Raw genomic sequence first — 17824 nt, 5'->3', positions numbered from 1 at the left:
ACCATGCGCATACTGCTGGTTGAAGACGACGCCAGCTTGTCTTCGGGCATCCGCCTGGCGCTCAAGCCGGAGCACTATACCGTTGACCATTTGAATAATGGCAACAGTGCCCTTTTGGTACTCACAGAGTCCGAACCTTTCGACGCGATGATTCTCGATTTAGGCCTGCCCGGCCTGGATGGCCTGCAAATTATCAAAGCCGTGCGCCGCCAGGGCAGCCAGATCCCCATTCTGGTCCTCACTGCACGGGATGGCATCAACGACCGCATCGCGGGGCTGGATGCGGGGGCCGATGACTACCTGATCAAGCCTTTTGAGGTAGGGGAACTCAAGGCCCGCCTGCGTGCGCTATTGCGCCGCAGCCAGGGCCAGCTGGATAACCACCTGGAGTGTCGCGGCATTCGTCTGGACCCGCTAACGCTAAGCGTTAGTTATCAGAACCAAAATATTCCCCTTTCGCGGCGCGAATTTACCCTGCTGCAGGAGTTTATGGGCCACCCGGACCGGGTATTTACCCGCGACACACTAACCAGCCTGATTTATGGCTGGGATGAAGACGTGGAGAGCAATGCCATCGAAGTCCATATCCACCATCTGCGACGCAAGTTATTCCCTGAGGTGATTCGCACGCTGCGCGGCATTGGCTACGTGATGGACAAGACACCGCCAGGAGGCGAACGGTGAACTCTATCCGCCGGCGAACGCTGGGGCTGACGCTGCTGCTGTTTTTATTCAGCATCATGGTGATCAGCGTAATCAGCTATCGCTACACCACTCATGAAATCCAGCAGCTGCATGACGCCAGCCTCGCCCGCCACGCCCATCTTTTGAGTGAACTGATGCAGGCCCCCCTACCACCGACCTATCGGCAGGCACTCCTAAAAAGGGTGGAAAGCACACTGCAAACCGAGCCGCGCGCGCCCAATATGCTGGTGTTTCAGCTTTGGGAGGGTGATGAATTATTGCTCCGTTCGGCGGATGCGCCGCTACGCCCCCTTGCCGAACCGTTTTCTACAGCCCAGGGTGGTTATGCAAGACAGCAGCACCAGGAGCAGACGTGGCAAACCTATACCCTGCCATTGGCTGGCGGTACCCGCCGAGTGATCGTGGGTGAGCGCGACGATGTGCGCCTAGGCTTGATCAAGCGGGTAGCGTTACGCACCTTGCTGCCTGAGCTTATCGGCTTGATTGTATTGGCTTCGCTACTTTGGTGGAGCATCGGTTGGGGGCTTGCGCCGCTGTCGCGAATGGCAGAGCAGATTCGCAGCCGTGACCCGCATAACCTCCAACCGCTCAAGCTTTCACCTCTACCTTACGAACTGGCCACCATTTCTGGTGCGCTTAACCGCCTGTTAATGCGTATCCAACGTTTGCGGGAGCGGGAAAAGCGCTTTATCGCCGATGCTGCCCACGAGCTGCGCACCCCGCTTGCCGTGCTTGATCTGCATGCGCAAAACGCCTTGGCCGCACAGACCCCGCAAGACCGTGAGGAGTCGCTTGATCACTTGCGCCAAGGTGTTGTCCGAGCCACTCATCTGGTCAGCCAGCTGTTAACCCTGGCACGGCTTGATCCCGATGAAGCCCGCCCGCCGTTACGTTCGGTGGATGCACTCTTCGAAGTGCGTGATGCGCTGGCCAAACTGCTCCCTCTGGCCCAGCAACAACAGCAATCGCTTCAGCTGGATGCCGATGAAGCAGGTCCCTGGACATTAAACGAGATACCCGGCGCGCTGGGGACGCTGATTCAAAACCTGGTAGGTAACGCTATTCAGCACTCCCCCCCTAACGGCAATATTCATGTATACCTCAAGGCCACGGAGGAGCACATCACCTTAGTAGTTGACGACCAAGGCCCTGGTATTCCGTTATCGGCGCGCAAGACGGTGACGGCACGCTTTCATCGGTCAGGGCCTAGCGCAGGCTCTGGGCTTGGGTTGTCTATCGTTGAACGGATCATTGCCCAGCAAGGCGGCATACTGGCGTTTGATGATGCGCCGGGAGGTGGTTTGCGCGTTCAGGTAACCCTTGAGCGGCGCTTATCTTCAGGCCAGTTTTTGTGATCATTTTCGAGTCTTAAGGTTGTGGTAAGAATTAGCTGCAACTCTGAAGGTACCAGACCAGCGGGCAGTAAGCCGTTGGCCCCCATAACAGGAGGTACCTTGATGAACCAAGTGGCTTTTTCTCCCAAATCTTTAATTCAGTTCAGCACGACACCGCGCCTTACCTCACCTGAGGCCAAGCGTTTAACCATTGAGAGTTCAGCGCTGGAAGTTCTTACCGACTTTCAGATCCTAAAGCCTCATTCGGTGACAACTGACATGCCTGTGGATGAAGCCCATCTTAAAATGCGCCACAGTGGTGTACGGCTACTGTTTGTGACCGATAAGCAGAGCCACTGCCTGGGCATTCTTACTTCCCGAGAGCTGATCGGTACTCGTCGTATCAACTTGGCCATGCAGCAGCGTCATCTTGATCGTCACGAAATTACTGCTGAAATGATCATGACGCCTTGGAGCAAGCTAAGTGCCATGACGTTGGAACAGCTTTCCGCCCTGACGATTGAAGACCTTGTCTTGATCATGGAAGACGTTACCGAGCAGCACCTGTTGATTACTCAGTACGATGCTCAGCATGAGCTGACCATTCGTGGTCTGGTCTCAGCCACTGATATTCAAAATGCGGTAGGTAAAGAAGTGAACACTGTGGTTCCCATGGCGCGCAGCTTTGCCGATATCTGCCAGGTGATTACCGGTCACGACCTATAGGATTAACTAGCCAGTTACACGCTAGTTATTATTCCTGTTATATAAAAACGTCCCTTACCGGTAACGGTAAGGGACGTTTTTTAGTACCGTAACAATCGGTTTATCAGAACCGGCTTATCAAAAGAGGGACGCGTTAATCAAAAGATGAGTCGCGATACTTGCCGCGTAGCCCAACAAAATGGCGGGCACCCAGCGCAAGTGAACCATAAAGGTATAAATACCCCGAGCCTGGCCCATCAAGGCAACACCCGCAGCAGAACCCATGGAGAGCAGGCTGCCGCCTACGCCGGCGGTCAGGGTGATCAACAGCCAGTTGCCTTCCGACATATCCGGCGCCATTGAAAGCACCGCAAACATCACAGGAATGTTATCCACGACTGCCGAAATAAGACCTAACGCCACGTTAGCCCAAACCGGGTTCCAACCGCCGTAAAGCGTTTCTGACAGCAGGCTTAAGTAGCCCATAAAGCCAAGCCCACCAACACACAGCACAACCCCGTAGAAAAACAGCAAGGTGTCCCACTCCGAGCGGGCAATACGGCTAAAGATATCAAACGGCACCACGCTACCCAGCTGCTCCAGCTTCTTCCAGTCGCCCCGACGAGAATAACGTTCCCGCTTGCGCTCCAGCGAGCGCGGTAGGCTGCGACGCAGGTAGTAGCCAAAAAACTGTAAAAGCCCCAGGCCGAACATCATGCCCATGGCAGGTGGCAAATGCAGAACCGAGTGGCAGAGAACTGAAATGGCAACGGTAATCAAAAACAGCACGATAATCCGCCGCGCCCCCCGCTTGAGCCAAACGGTTTCGGTAAGGGCCGCAGGCTGGCGGTTAACAATAAAGAAATTCATGATGACCGAAGGCACCATGAAGTTAACAATCGCAGGCAATAAAAGTACAAAGAAGCCGCTAAAAGGCACCTGTCCTGCCTGCCAAACCATCAATGTAGTGATATCCCCAAATGGGCTAAACGCGCCCCCCGCATTAGAGGCCACCACCACGTTAACGCAGCATAAGCCAATAAACTTTTTGTCGCCTTCGGCTACTTTGAGCACCACCGCACACATCAACATGGCCGTGGTCATGTTATTGGCAATCGCTGAAATACCAAACGCAAGAAAGCCGGTAATCCAGAAAAGGCTACGGTAACTAAATCCCTTGCGCACAAGCCAAGCACGCAGCGCATCGAATGTACGCCGCTCTTCCATCGCGTTGATATACGTCATGGCTACCAGCAAGAACAGTAGCAACTCGGTATATTCAAGCAGGGTTTCACGAAATGCGATTTCCGATACTTCAGGCATCCCAGCCTGAACGTATACCCATGCCACGATAGCCCAAATAAGCCCCGCTGCCACCAGCACGGGCTTTGATTTGCGCATGTGGATAAGTTCTTCAGACATGACCAAAGCGTAGGCAAGTATGAAGATGGCAACACAGGTAATACCGGCAAGCGACAGGGTTAAATCAAGGGGGCCAGCATCGGCATAGGAGAGAGTAGGAAAGGCAATAGTGCAGAGAGCGATCAACAACCAAGCGACCCGGCGAGCTGAGAGCCGGGCAGCAAGGGCGTTTGGTGGTTTCATGACAGCGTGATCCTGACAGTTTGGGAGAGAGACAGCGCCACGATGATAAGCACGCTAACTAAATGCGGCAACGCAGCGACCGCGCATATGGTGCGGCTTAATGCCGCACCATGTAAAGCGGTTTTTTGAAACTTCCCTAATTTCGCTTACGCCATCATTCGACCGTCACGCTTTTCGCCAAGTTGCGCGGCTGGTCCACATCGGTGCCTTTCAAAACCGCCACGTGGTAGCTCAGAAGCTGCAGGGGAAGGGTATATAAAAGCGGTGCCAGCGCTTCATGAATATGCGGCAGTTCAATGACCTGGATATTGTCTTCAGGCTTGATACCCACGTTTTTATCGGCAAATACAAACAGCTGACCGCCGCGGGCGCGTACTTCCTGCAAGTTGGATTTAAGCTTTTCCAGCAAGTCATCATTGGGTGCGACCGAAATGACCGGCATCTCGCTATCCACCAGCGCCAACGGCCCGTGCTTTAACTCGCCTGCAGGGTAGGCTTCTGCGTGAATGTAAGAAATCTCTTTAAGCTTGAGCGCACCTTCCAACGCAATGGGATAGTGGGCACCCCGGCCTAAAAATAGCGCATGGTGTTTTTCAGCAAAGGCCTGAGAAAGCTGTTCTATCTGGCTATCCAGCGCCAGTGCCTGCTCACAGACGCTGGAGAGCGTCTGCAGCGCTTCCACAATACTCGCATGCTCTTCCTGGCCCTTGGCCTTGCTGACTGAAAGCGTCAGCAGCATGAGCGCAACCAGTTGGGTAGTGAAGGCTTTGGTCGAGGCAACACCGATTTCAGGGCCCGCACGGGTCATCAGTGTCATATCAGACTCACGCACCAAGGAGCTTCCCGGCACGTTACAGATCGCCAGTGTGCCTACATACCCCAAGGTTTTGGCAAACCGAAGCGCCGCCAGCGTATCGGCCGTTTCACCCGATTGGGAAAGCGTCACAAACAGGCTGCCTTCGGGCACGACCGGGTGGCGGTAACGATATTCTGATGCCACTTCAACCTGCACCGGCACGCAGGCATAACGCTCAAGCCAGTAACGCGCCACCATGGCAGCATGATAGCTGGTGCCACAGGCGATGATATGCACCTGGCGCGTTTTCTGGAAAAGCACCTGAGCATCGGGGCCAAAACTCTCTACCAGTACGCTGCTGCCACTCAACCGTCCTTCCAGAACGGCTTGAATGACCGAAGGCTGCTCAAATATCTCTTTTTGCATGTAATGACGATAGTCGCCTTTACTGGCGGCACCATCGCCATGCTCAAAAATATGCACGGGCCGGGTTACCGGATTGCCGTCACGATCTATGATGCGAAGGGCACCCTTTTCACGCAGCTCAACTAGGTCGCCCTCTTCGAGGTAAATAAACCGATCAGTCACCTGCAGCAGAGCGAGCGGATCAGAGGCTAAAAAAGCCTCATCGATACCTATGCCCACTACCAGCGGACTACCCTGGCGAGCCCCCACCACTACACCCGGCTCCTTGCTACTCATGACGCCCAGGGCATAGGCGCCGCCCAGACCATTAACAATTTCCTGAGTGGCGTCAAACAGGCTGAAGCCGCTTTGCAGTTTGTCGGACAGCAAGTGAGCGATCACTTCGGTGTCGGTTTCAGAGCTGAACGTGTAGCCGCTGGTTTGCAGAGTCTCTTTTATATACTCGTAGTTCTCAATGATTCCATTATGTACGACGGCTACTTGCTGACCGCTATGGTGCGGGTGAGCGTTGGCTTCTGACGGTTTACCGTGGGTAGCCCAGCGGGTATGAGCAATGCCGGAAAAGCCCGGTAGAGCTGCCTTGGCAAGCTCGTCTCCCAGTGCGGCCACCTTGCCCAGCGCGCGATGACGGGTCAGCTCGCCTTTATCGTTCAACACCGTCATACCGGCTGAATCGTAACCGCGATACTCCAGGCGTTTAAGCCCTTCCAACAGTATTTCCTGCACGTTACGTTGCGCAACAGCCGCGACGATGCCACACATAAATGAATCTCCTAAAACGTGTAAAAAGCGGTGGGTGTACCAATAGTCTACTTATCGGATTTGACGGGGCGCAGCCAGCCGACTTTTTCCAGCTGCTTGCTGCGCGTTACCGTCAGCGCATGCTCACTGACATCCTTGGCAATGGTCGACCCGGCACCTACCGTCGCCCCTTTGCCGATAGTCACTGGAGCTACAAGCGCACTGTTGGAGCCAATAAAAGCGTTATCACCTATTTCGGTATGATGCTTATTGGCACCGTCGTAATTGCAGGTAATGGTACCGGCACCCACATTTACATCACGCCCCAAGCGGGCATCACCGATATAGCTTAAGTGGTTGATCTTACTACCTTCACCTACTTCTACGTTTTTGGTTTCTACAAAGTTGCCGACCTTGGCGCTGACGGCCAGGCGCGTACCGGGGCGTAGCCGCGCATAAGGGCCAACTTGGTTACGGCCCGCAGCGACCGTGCTATCTATCACGCTATGACTATCCACACTGCTACCAGCGCCGATAGTGCTATTTTTGATTACACAGTAAGGCCCTACGCGTACGCCTTCACCAAGCTCTACAGTGCCTTCAAACACGCAGCCAACATCGATAAATACATCGTGACCACAGGTCAGGCTACCCCGAACGTCAAGCCTTGCCGGGTCGGCCAGCGCCACACCCTGCTCCATTAACTGGTTAGCTATCTGTATCTGATACGCTCGCTCCAGTCGTGCCATTTGCGCACGATTGTTAACGCCTTCTACTTCAGCAGCGCTGGCAGGCTGTTCTGTACATACCTTGATGCCGTCATTAGCGGCCATTTCAATAACATCAGTCAGGTAGTACTCGCCTTGGGCGTTATCGGCGGAGAGCCTCGGTAGCCAACGCTTTAACTGAGCGCTGGTCATTGCCATGATACCTGTGTTGCACTCGGTAATCGCAAGCTCGGATGCGCTGGCATCCTTCTGCTCGACGATAGCCACCGCCTCGCCCATGTCATTGCGCACGATGCGCCCGTATCCCGTCGGGTCGTCCAGGGTGACAGTCAAAAGTCCCATATGCTGTTCATCCACATGGGCTAGTAACGCGCTTAACGTTTCGCGCTTAATTAACGGCACATCGCCGTAGAGCACCAGTACAGTTCCGCTACCCAGTTGATCCAGCGCCTGGGCAACCGCATGCCCCGTGCCTTTCTGCTCGGCCTGCACGGCGAATGTCACGCTCTCATCGGCCAATGCCTTGCGCAATTGATCAGCACCATGGCCGATCACTACATGGGTACGCTCTGGCTGTAAGCCTGCAGCAGTTTCCAGTACGTGAGTCACCATGGGTTTTCCCGCCAAGGTATGCAGCACCTTTGGCGTTTGTGAGCGCATCCGCGTGCCTTTGCCTGCCGCAAGAATCACGACATCCAGTTCATTGTGCATCCTAATTACCTTCTTTTATCGAGCGCGCGTTAGAGGCAGTCCATGGCTCAATGCCCAGCTCGTTGACTAAGTCTTCGCCAAAATAGTCAACAAAGGAAGGGCTTACGATACTTTGCCAATGTTCACCATCGCGTAGCAACATTAAAACACTCAGATTATGGTCTACCGCCATTCTCATCCCGGCCTCACTACCCACAACTAGTAATGCCGTTGCCCAGGCATCGGCCCACGCATTGGAGGGGTGGAAAACCGATACTGAAGCAACGTTATGTGTTACCGGGCGGCCGGTACGTGGATCGATGGTATGGGAAAACCGCTGGCCATCGGCTTCGAAGTAATTGCGGTAATTACCGGAAGTGGCCACCGACATATCATGTAGCGGCACAATATGCTGGGCATGAGGCGCGCCGCTTTGCGGAGTCTCAATCCCCACACGCCATGGGGTCTTTTGATCATCGCGGTAACCGTGGGCCAGCATATCCCCGCCCAGGTTGACGAGGTAACCTTTGATCCCCTGCTGATCCAGGTATGCGCCAACGCGATCAGTGGCGTGACCTTTGGCAACACCGGACAGGTCGACATAGGCATTGCGCTCACGGCGTGCCTGCATGGCCTGTGTATCCACTTCCACCGCGTCAAAGCCGACCTGAGCCAACCGCTCGGCAAGCAACTGCTCCGACGGTATTTCCTTTGGCCGCGCTTCAGGTCCAAAGCTCCACAGATTAACTAGATCACCCACAGTTACGTCAAAGGCGCCATCACTTTTTTCTGCCACCGAGTGGCTAATCGCCAATACTTCAATAAGCGCATTGGAGAGCGGTTGCCATTCATCCAGTGGCGCCTGATTAAAGACGCTTAGCTCAGAATCATCGCGATAGGTCGACATAGCCGCATCAACGCTTTCAAGTTCGGCTAAAAACCCGGCTTCCAGGTTATTAGCCTGCTCCTGGGTCAAAGGGTCGTTAATCGTTACCTGGTAAAAAGTACCGAAAATTCCCCCTTCCAAACGTACCGGTGAATCAAGAGGACGATCCTTTTCAGAACAGCCCACCAAAAGCATAAGTGCGGCAGCGATGGCCGCTTTTTTCATTAACCGAGTCGACTTGGGCAATGATGAAATCATGAATTCGCTCTAAAAATGAAAAAACCAGATAAGCCACGCACCGAACAGCACGCGATATACAACAAAAGGCTGCATGCCTATTTTTTTAATAAAGACCAAAAAGTAGTGAATACAAAGATAGGCAATCACGCCGGATAACAGCGTGCCGGCAAACAGTGAGAACCAGTCAATGGCCTGAGGTTGGCGGAGAAGCTTGATGGCTTCAAGCCCACCCGCTAGAACGATGACCGGAATAGAGAGTAGAAAGGAGAAGCGGGCGGCCCCCTCACGACTCATTCCCACCATTAGCGCTGCCGTCATGCTGATGCCGGAACGTGAGGTGCCAGGTATCAAGGCCAGCGCCTGGGAAAAGCCAATAATCAGTACTTCTTTCCAGCCCATCTGATACTCGCTTTTAGTCCCTCGCTTGAAGTAATCGGCATAACCCAGCAATAGTCCAAAGCCAATCAGGCTGATACCAATCACCAGCGTTGAGCGCATATAGTTTGAGATGACGTCTTGAAGCAAAAAACCGATGATGCATACCGGCAGGGTAGCGACGATGATCCAGAGGCCCAATCGGGCATCTTCATTAACCGCTCTGCCTTTAAAAACCGCCAAGCTGCTTTGCACTATTTGCAGGATCTCTTTTCGAAAATAGATAATAACGGCGGTCAGGCTTCCCACATGGAGCGCAACATCAAAGGCAAGCCCTTGATCCTCCCATGAAGTAAGTACCGGTACTAAAATTAAATGCGCGGAGCTTGAGACAGGCAAAAATTCAGTAAGGCCTTGCACCGCGGCAAGTACCAGTATTTGTAACCACTCCATGGATCATCCTATTTATCAAAGGGGTTATTGAATGACAGTGGCACACAAGGATACACCTCCATCAGGCGGTTGTCCGCCATGGGCCATCGTCGTATAACGTTACGTGCAAGTGAATACTTCATCTTAAAGGGCTTAAGAGATTACAAAGCGGTGCGCTACAATACGGTTTTACCGAACGCGTGCCCCTGTCAGGTATTCCATGACTCAGACCGTTGAAACGCCAGTGGTTCCCAATCGCGAGCAAGATAGCCAAACCGCCAAGCGCGTCACCTATATCGGCGCCTGGCTTGATGGCCTGCTAAGCGTTGTGAAAGTCGCGGTGGGATTTCTTGTCGGATCGGCCGCGCTAATTGCCGACGGCATTCATTCGCTTTCCGACCTGGTGACCGATGGGTTTGTGCTGGCGGCTATTCATTATGGCCGTCAGGAGCCAGATGATGATCATCATTATGGCCATGGGCGTATTGAAACCCTCACTACTTTACTGCTTGGCAGCGTACTCATTTTCGTGGCAGGCGGCATCGCCTGGTCAAGCCTCAGCCGCTTATTTAGTGGTACCGAAGTCACGGCCCCTGGCCTCTGGGCGATCGTGATCACATTTATTGCCCTTCTCAGCAAAGAGTGGATATTTCGCTACACCATGCGCGTGGCCAAGCGTATCCAGTCGCGGTTACTCGAAGCCAACGCCTGGCACTCGCGTAGCGACGCCCTCTCCACAGCGGTGGTGCTGGTCGCCTTGATTGGCGCTCAGTTTGGCGCTGGCTGGCTAGATGCCGTGGCAGCTATTGTGGTGGGGCTGCTGGTGGGTAAAGTGGGCTGGGATCTCTTGTGGGAGTCGGCCCGGGAGCTGGTCGACACAGCGCTCCCCGAGGATGTACAGCAGCAAATGCACGACGTTGCCTGCAGCGTGCCCGGTGTGGATAGCGTACACGACCTGCGTACCCGTCAATCGGCGGGTTGGGTCATGGTAGACCTGCATGTCGTGGTTAGGCCCAAGATTACCGTGTCTGAAGCCCATGAAATCGGCAATGAAGTCAGCCGTCGTCTGCGCCATGAATTCCCCCTACTGACAGACGTTATTTTCCACGTTGACCCGGAAGACGATGCCGGAGAAGGCGATCCAAGCCGCTTGCCCGGCTTGCCCTTACGTCCTGAAGTAGAGGCTGCGCTTAACGAGCGTTGGTACCGTCATCCCGTGTGGCGCACGTTGAATGAGCTGCAGCTGCACTATCTGAATGACAAGGTATCGGTGTCACTAATCATTGACGATGCGGTTCACCAGCCCCCCCAGTGTCTTGCCAGCCAGCTCAAGGGCCTGGCCAGCGACATTGAATGGTTGGGTCACGTTGAGGTGATGTTCATTACGCGAGCTGCCAGCAGCTCAATGCGCTGAATACTTAGAGCAGTATCTTTAGAATTACACAGCTACGCCTGCCTTAGTACCACCCTTGTATGAACGCGTCGTCATGCGCTCCCATCTCTCGCCGCTGATCAATCGCGGCTGGGTACGGCGCTAGAGCCGTACCCACCTGGCTGAGCACTAGAGATGGGAGAGAATCGCCGTCGCAATGGTGAAGTAGATCAATACGCCTGTAGCATCGATCAAAGTAGTCACCAGTGGCGCGGAGGCTGTTGCCGGGTCAACCTTGAAGCGTTCAAGTACAAAGGGCAGGCACATCCCGATCAAGCTGCCAAACAGCACGATCGTCACCATACTTAGCGCTACAATCATGGCTACATCGTTGCCGCCGCGCAAAATGCCAATCGGGGTAACCGCAATGGCCATGGTAAGCCCCAGTGAGCCGGCTACCAGCAGTTCCCGGCCCAGCATCTTGCTCCAATCCTTTACTCCTACATCACCCGTTGCCATCCCGCGCACCATCAGTGTAGCGGCCTGAGCACCGGCATTACCGCCACTGCCGATCAATAACGGCAAGAAGAACACCAGGGCCACCTGGGCGGCAATGATATCTTCAAAGTAGGCAATGCCCGCGCCGGAAAACAGGTTGGCAAACACCAATAAAACCAGCCATGTCACGCGTTTGCGGTACAGACTCCAAATCGGTACGCGGCTCACGCCGTCTTCCAGCTGGCCGATTGACATCCCTTTATGGAAATCCTCGGTAGCCTCGGACTCCGCGACATCCATGGCATCATCGTGGGTCACAATACCCACCATTCGACCATCCGCATCGATCACGGGCAGCGCAAGTAGGTCGTAGCGTGCCACGATGCGCGCCACCTCTTCCTGTTCTTCATCCACTGCGGTACTGATCACATCCTTGATCATGATGTCATCCACCACCGCACCTGGGCGTGCCACCATCAGCTGGCGCAGCGACATCGTCCCAATTAACTCACCGTCACTGTCTAATATGTAGAGCTGATAGACCGTCTCTGCATCAGGCGCAGTTTGGCGTACGCGCATCAGCGCCTGCGACACCGTCATGCCACTGGCTATGGCCACATAGTCAGAGGTCATGATGGCGCCGGCCGTTCCTTCCTGATAACTTGCCAGGCGTTTGAGATCTTCACGCTCCTGGTGAGCCATGCGACGCAGCAATGCCTCGCGGCGGTCATCGTCCAGAAGATTGAACAAGTCAGCCCGTTCATCAGAGCCCATCTCTTCCAACAGCTTAAGCACTTGGGTATCGCTTAACTCACCCACCACTTCAAGCTGACTCTCACCGGGCAGGTAACCCAGTACATTGGCCGCACGCTCGTTTGAGAGAACATCCAGAACCGACAGCGCCGCCGGTAGCTTTTCATCCTCTTCGATGAGCTCTTCAAGCACCTCTCCGATATCGGCTGAGCGAACCTCGGCCAGGCGCTCAGAAATTAGGTTTTTACTCGGCTCGTCCTTTACCAGCTCGTCGAGCAGCTCGGCCTTCAGTTCCTGCAGGTTTTCATCATTCAATGCCATCGCTCTCCCCCTTCTGACAAAGTACGGTTGCAAGATCTATCTCAAGTACTATCTCAAGTACTATCTCAAGTACTATTGCAAAGTATCGTTACACATACTGTTACCAAACACCGTTATAAAAACCTGATACAAAACATGACTGATAAAGCGTGGCAGTCGGAATGCATAATGTCACTGTGTACGCATCATAGTACCAGACAAAAAAAACGCCCCTTAAACCCTAATCCGGGTTCAAGGGGCGTTCGAACGCCAGGGGCGTTTTTTAGCCTTTACCCGCCTTCTTGCGCAGCTGCTGAATCGTTCGCAGCTGGGCAACGGCTTCGGCAAGTTCTGCTGCCGCGCGGGTGTAGTCAAGCTCAGCTGACTTCTCATTAAAGGCTTTCAGCGCTTGCTGACGTGCTTCTTCGGCAGCGGCCTCATTCAGGTCGCTTGCACGGGAAGCGGCGTCGGCCAGGATCGTCACGACGTCGGGCTGAACTTCCATAAAGCCGCCCGAGACAAAGAAGTTTTCTTCCTTGCCGCCATCGTGAATCACACGAATCGGACCCGGCTGAAGCTCAGTCAGCAGCGGAGCGTGACCCGGCAAAATACCCAGGTCACCCATCATTCCAGAAGCCACTACCTGCTCAACGGTGCCTGAGAAGATAGATGCTTCAGCGCTGACGATATTGCAAGTAAAGCTATTCGCCATAGCGAATCCCCCTAATAGACGGGATTACTTCTTCATCTGGTTGGCTTTTTCGACCGCTTCGTCGATGGAGCCGACCATGTAGAAGGCCTGTTCCGGCATATCGTCGTATTCACCTGCGAGAATGCCCTGGAAGCCACGGATAGTGTCTTTCAGTGAAACATACTTACCGGGTGAACCCGTGAAGACTTCGGCCACGAAGAACGGCTGCGATAAAAAGCGCTGGATCTTACGCGCCCGGGCAACGGCCAGCTTGTCTTCATCAGACAGCTCGTCCATGCCCAAGATAGCGATAATGTCTTTAAGCTCTTTATACCGCTGCAGAACACCTTGAACACCGCGAGCGGTGGTGTAGTGCTCTTCGCCGACAACCAGCGGATCTAGCTGGCGCGAGGTAGAGTCCAGCGGGTCGATGGCCGGATAAATCCCCAACTCAGCGATCGAACGTGCCAGTACCACGGTGGCATCCAGGTGAGCAAACGTCGTCGCCGGCGACGGGTCGGTCAAGTCATCGGCAGGTACGTAGACCGCCTGTACAGACGTGATAGAACCAGTCTTGGTCGAGGTGATACGTTCCTGCAGAACACCCATCTCTTCAGCCAGCGTCGGCTGATAACCTACCGCTGACGGCATACGGCCCAGCAAGGCAGATACTTCAGTACCCGCCAGGGTGTAACGGTAGATGTTGTCGACGAACAGCAGAACATCACGGCCTTCATCACGGAATTTTTCCGCGATGGTCAGGCCGGTCAGCGCTACACGCAGACGGTTGCCGGGCGGCTCATTCATCTGACCGTAAACCAGCGCCACCTTGTCGATAACGTTGGATTCGGTCATCTCGTGATAGAAATCGTTACCCTCACGCGTACGCTCACCTACACCGGCAAATACTGAGTAGCCGCTGTGTTCGGTGGCGATGTTGCGGATAAGCTCCATCATGTTAACGGTTTTACCAACACCGGCACCACCGAACAGGCCAACCTTACCACCCTTGGCAAACGGGCAAACCAGATCGATTACCTTGATACCGGTTTCTAGAAGCTCGTTAGAAGCAGCCTGGTCAGCATAGCTTGGCGCCTTGCGGTGAATCGGCATCCGCTCTTGCTCACCGATCGGACCCGCTTCATCAATCGGTTCGCCGAGTACGTTCATGATACGGCCCAACGTTTCCTTACCTACAGGTACGGAAATGGCGGTACCGGTATTTTCCGCGGTCATGCCACGTTTCAAGCCCTCAGTGGAGCCCATGGCAATTGCGCGTACCACGCCGTCGCCCAGCTGTTGCTGGACTTCGAGGATGGTCTCTTTCTCGGAGACCTTCAGCGCGTCGTAGACCTTGGGCACAGAGTCCCGCGGAAACTCTACGTCAATCACCGCGCCGATGATTTGTACGATACGTCCGCTCATCTTGGTTCCTCTCAAAAACCTGCAAATGAAACCTGTCTGCCGGGAGCCTCTTGAACATTAGCTCCCTGGGCGTTATACGGCTGAAGCGCCGCCGACAATCTCGGAAATTTCCTGGGTGATAGCTGCCTGGCGAGCCTTGTTATAGACCATTTCCAGATCATCAATCAGGTTGCCTGCGTTATCGGTGGCACTCTTCATGGCGATCATACGGGCTGCCTGTTCGCAAGCTCCGTTTTCGACTACCGCCTGATAAACCTGTGATTCGACGAAACGAACCAGCAGGCTATCAAGCAACGCCTTGGCATCCGGTTCATACAGGTAGTCCCAACTTCCGGGACGGGCGTTTTCTTCGTCGTGCTCGCTGACACCCATATCAGGTGATAGCGGAAGAAGCTGACGAACAACCGGCTTTTGGGTCATGGTGTTAACAAATTCGTTATACACCACGAACAGGCGATCGAGTCGTCCTTCGTCGTACGCTTCGAGCATGACCTTGACACTACCGATCAAACCCTCAACAGTCGGCTTTTCTCCCAAACCGCTCTTGGCCGCAATCAAATTGCCGCCATAGTTACGGAAGAAAGCGCCGGCCTTTGAGCCAAGGGCACAAAAGTCCAGCTCAGCACCTTCCTGTTTCCAGGCCACGGCATCTTTCACCACAGCTTTGAACAGGTTGACGTTTAACCCGCCGCACAGGCCACGGTCGGTGGAAACCACGATATAGCCAACACGCTTCACCTCGTTACGCTCGACCATGTAGTCGTGCGTGTACTCGGGGTTAGCGTTAGCCAGGTGGCCTACCACGTTACGGATCTGCTTGGCGTAAGGCTGGCTGGCCTTCATTAGATCTTGTGCTTTACGCATTTTCGATGCAGCTACCATTTCCATGGCGCTGGTGATCTTCTGCGTATTCTTGATGCTCCCGATCTGGGTGCGTATCTCTTTTGCAGCTGCCATAGCGATCTACCCTTCGTTCGTGGCTCTCAGAAAGTAGGCAAGCCCGCCTGTAAAGGCGGGCCAGACATTACCAGCTCTGAGTCGCCTTGAACTTCTCGAGACCCGACTTCATGCCGTCTTTAATCTCGTCGTTGTAGTCGCCGGTCTGGTTGATCTTGTCGAGCAGATCGCCATGCTCAGACTTCATGTAACCGTGCAGGGCACGTTCGAAGTCCAGCACTTTGTCGACGCTCACGTCATCCAAATAGCCTTCATTGGCGGCGTACAGCGAGAGAGCCATTTCTGCCACAGACATCGGCGAGTACTGGTTCTGCTTCATCAGCTCGGTAACACGCTGACCGTGCTCAAGCTGCTTACGTGTTGCTTCATCCAGATCAGAGGCAAACTGCGAGAACGCCGCCAGCTCACGATACTGAGCCAGGGCCAGACGTACGCTGCCGCCAAGCTTCTTGATGATCTTGGTTTGCGCAGCACCACCTACACGAGAAACCGACAGACCTGCGTTAATCGCCGGACGAATACCGGAGTTGAACAGGTTGGTCTCAAGGAAGATCTGACCGTCGGTGATCGAGATCACGTTGGTCGGAACGAACGCGGAAACGTCGCCACCCTGGGTTTCGATGATCGGCAGTGCGGTCAATGAGCCGGTTTTGCCTGTCACTTCGCCATTGGTGAATTTCTCAACGTAGTCGGCGTTAACGCGCGCGGCACGCTCCAGCAGACGTGAGTGGAGATAGAAAACGTCACCCGGGTAAGCTTCACGGCCTGGCGGACGACGCAGCAGCAGGGATACCTGACGGTAAGCCACAGCCTGCTTTGAGAGATCGTCATACACGATCAGGGCATCTTCACCACGGTCCCGGAAGTACTCGCCCATGGTGCAGCCAGAGTAGGCGGCCAAGAACTGCATGGGTGCCGGGTCAGCGGCGCCCGCGGCCACCACGATGGTATGCCCCATCGCGCCGTGCTCTTCAAGCTTTCTTACTATGTTGGCAATGGTCGATTGCTTCTGACCAATGGCCACATAGACACAGGTAACGCCCTTGCCTTTCTGGTTGATAATCGCATCGATCGCGATGGCCGATTTACCAATCTGGCGATCACCGATAATCAGCTCACGCTGACCGCGACCGATCGGCACCATGGAATCGATGGATTTCAGACCCGTTTGGATCGGCTCATCAACCGACTGGCGGGTAATAACGCCCGGCGCTACTTTTTCTACCGCGTCGGTCATCTTGGCGTTGATCTCGCCCTTGCCGTCGATCGGGTTACCCAGCGCATCGACAACACGGCCAATCAGCTCAGGGCCTACCGGTACTTCAAGAATGCGACCGGTACACTTGGCGGTCATGCCTTCTTCAAGCAGCAGGTAGTCACCCAGGACAACGGCACCTACGGAGTCGCGCTCCAGGTTGAGTACCATGCCAAAAACGCTGTTGGGAAATTCAATCATTTCACCAAACATGGCATCTTCGAGGCCGTGAATTTTCACGATACCGTCGGAAACGCTCACAATGGTGCCCTGATTACGGGCTTCGGATGCGACGTCAAGCTTTTCGATTCGCTGCTTGATGATGTCGCTGATCTCGGAAGGATTCAGTTGCTGCATGCCATGTCCCTCAGACTCAAACGGTCAGCGCTTCAGAAAGGCGGTTCAATCGACCACGCACCGAACCGTCAATGACGGTATCGCCGGCACGCAGGATGACACCGCCAATAAGCGACTTATCCACCTGAGTAGTAATGGAGATTTCGCGATTCAGACGTTTCTTGAGCGCGTTTGCTAGCTTGGTCTGCTCTTCAGCTGTCAGCGCATAGGCTGACGTTACCATGACCTCAATGCGCTGCTCATGCTCGGCACGTAAATGCTCGAACTGCTCAGCAATTGAAGGCAGGGCCGTTAAACGACCTTGATCGGCCAGGGCATCCAAAAACCGAGTTAACGAATCACTCTGCTGCTCTGGAAACATCTCAATGAGCAGGGCAACTTTCTTTTCGTTCTCGATTTTCGGGCTGCCCAGCAGACGACGAACCTCGTCATCTGCCACGGCGGCGCCTAAATACCCCAGCGCCTGTGACCAGCTATCAAGCGCATCATGATCACGCGCGTGTTCAAACGCCGCCTTAGCGTAAGGACGAGCGACGGTATGTAATTCCGCCAT

General features: G+C 54.4%; 15 protein-coding genes. 4 read left to right on the top strand and 11 right to left on the bottom strand.

All coding sequences use genetic code 11. The annotated features are described in order from the left end of the window. Positions 1-3 precede the first annotated feature (3 nt). The 3 genes from ELY38_RS10730 to ELY38_RS10720 all read left to right on the top strand — a co-directional run bounded on the left by ELY38_RS10730 (position 4) and on the right by ELY38_RS10720 (position 2765). A complete protein-coding gene (locus ELY38_RS10730; RefSeq protein ID WP_127062126.1) occupies positions 4-684 on the top strand; it encodes a response regulator in 681 nt (226 codons plus the stop codon). After that, positions 681-2060: an ATP-binding protein gene (locus ELY38_RS10725; RefSeq protein WP_127062124.1), complete on the top strand. Its 1380-nt coding sequence runs from the start codon at positions 681-683 to the stop codon at positions 2058-2060. The genes ELY38_RS10730 and ELY38_RS10725 overlap by 4 nt, the downstream gene beginning before the upstream one ends. Before the next feature lie 102 nt (positions 2061-2162). Continuing rightward, positions 2163-2765, top strand: a complete 603-nt coding sequence (locus ELY38_RS10720) for a CBS domain-containing protein (protein ID WP_127062122.1) — start codon at positions 2163-2165, stop codon at positions 2763-2765. A 117-nt stretch (positions 2766-2882) separates the two neighbouring features. Here ELY38_RS10720 and nhaD read toward each other — a convergent pair whose 3' ends face one another. The 5 genes from nhaD to ELY38_RS10695 all read right to left on the bottom strand — a co-directional run bounded on the left by nhaD (position 2883) and on the right by ELY38_RS10695 (position 9684). Then, positions 2883-4349 (bottom strand): sodium:proton antiporter NhaD, encoded by a 1467-nt coding sequence (gene nhaD, locus ELY38_RS10715; RefSeq protein WP_127062121.1) that lies wholly within the window; start codon positions 4347-4349, stop codon positions 2883-2885. Positions 4350-4503: 154 nt separating this feature from the next. After that, positions 4504-6333 carry a glutamine--fructose-6-phosphate transaminase (isomerizing) gene (gene glmS / locus ELY38_RS10710; protein WP_127062119.1) on the bottom strand — a complete coding sequence of 610 codons (1830 nt, stop codon included), beginning with the start codon at positions 6331-6333 and terminating at the stop codon, positions 4504-4506. A gap of 47 nt (positions 6334-6380) precedes the next feature. Beyond that, on the bottom strand, positions 6381-7751 hold the full coding sequence (gene glmU / locus ELY38_RS10705) for a bifunctional UDP-N-acetylglucosamine diphosphorylase/glucosamine-1-phosphate N-acetyltransferase GlmU (RefSeq protein WP_127062117.1): 1371 nt from the start codon (positions 7749-7751) through the stop codon (positions 6381-6383). Position 7752: 1 nt separating this feature from the next. Beyond that, on the bottom strand, positions 7753-8874 hold the full coding sequence (locus ELY38_RS10700; protein WP_422822329.1) for an FAD:protein FMN transferase: 1122 nt from the start codon (positions 8872-8874) through the stop codon (positions 7753-7755). 9 nt (positions 8875-8883) lie between these two features. Then, positions 8884-9684 (bottom strand): undecaprenyl-diphosphate phosphatase, encoded by an 801-nt coding sequence (locus tag ELY38_RS10695; protein WP_127062115.1) that lies wholly within the window; start codon positions 9682-9684, stop codon positions 8884-8886. A gap of 199 nt (positions 9685-9883) precedes the next feature. Between ELY38_RS10695 and ELY38_RS10690 the strand changes: the two genes are divergently transcribed. Further along, positions 9884-11077 carry a cation diffusion facilitator family transporter gene (locus ELY38_RS10690; protein ID WP_127062114.1) on the top strand — a complete coding sequence of 398 codons (1194 nt, stop codon included), beginning with the start codon at positions 9884-9886 and terminating at the stop codon, positions 11075-11077. Positions 11078-11224: 147 nt separating this feature from the next. Here ELY38_RS10690 and mgtE read toward each other — a convergent pair whose 3' ends face one another. From mgtE to ELY38_RS10655, 6 genes are all read right to left on the bottom strand, one after another. After that, the gene (mgtE, locus tag ELY38_RS10680; protein WP_127062112.1) at positions 11225-12607 is read right to left on the bottom strand and encodes a magnesium transporter; all 1383 of its coding nucleotides are present in this window, start codon (positions 12605-12607) and stop codon (positions 11225-11227) included. A gap of 262 nt (positions 12608-12869) precedes the next feature. After that, complete coding sequence (locus ELY38_RS10675) at positions 12870-13298, bottom strand: F0F1 ATP synthase subunit epsilon (RefSeq protein WP_127062110.1); 429 nt, start codon at positions 13296-13298, stop codon at positions 12870-12872. Between the two features lie 24 nt (positions 13299-13322). After that, a complete protein-coding gene (atpD, locus tag ELY38_RS10670; RefSeq protein ID WP_127062108.1) occupies positions 13323-14702 on the bottom strand; it encodes a F0F1 ATP synthase subunit beta in 1380 nt (459 codons plus the stop codon). Positions 14703-14774: 72 nt separating this feature from the next. Further along, on the bottom strand, positions 14775-15659 hold the full coding sequence (gene atpG, locus ELY38_RS10665) for a F0F1 ATP synthase subunit gamma (protein WP_127062106.1): 885 nt from the start codon (positions 15657-15659) through the stop codon (positions 14775-14777). Between the two features lie 67 nt (positions 15660-15726). Next, positions 15727-17271, bottom strand: a complete 1545-nt coding sequence (atpA, locus tag ELY38_RS10660; RefSeq protein ID WP_127062104.1) for a F0F1 ATP synthase subunit alpha — start codon at positions 17269-17271, stop codon at positions 15727-15729. A 16-nt stretch (positions 17272-17287) separates the two neighbouring features. Next, the gene (locus ELY38_RS10655; RefSeq protein ID WP_127062102.1) at positions 17288-17824 is read right to left on the bottom strand and encodes a F0F1 ATP synthase subunit delta; all 537 of its coding nucleotides are present in this window, start codon (positions 17822-17824) and stop codon (positions 17288-17290) included.

The organism is Vreelandella nanhaiensis, assembly GCF_003990185.1.
Classification (GTDB): Bacteria; Pseudomonadota; Gammaproteobacteria; order Pseudomonadales; family Halomonadaceae; genus Vreelandella; species Vreelandella nanhaiensis.
Note: the sequence above shows the minus strand (reverse complement) of the source record. Positions and strands in the feature narration are given on the sequence as shown.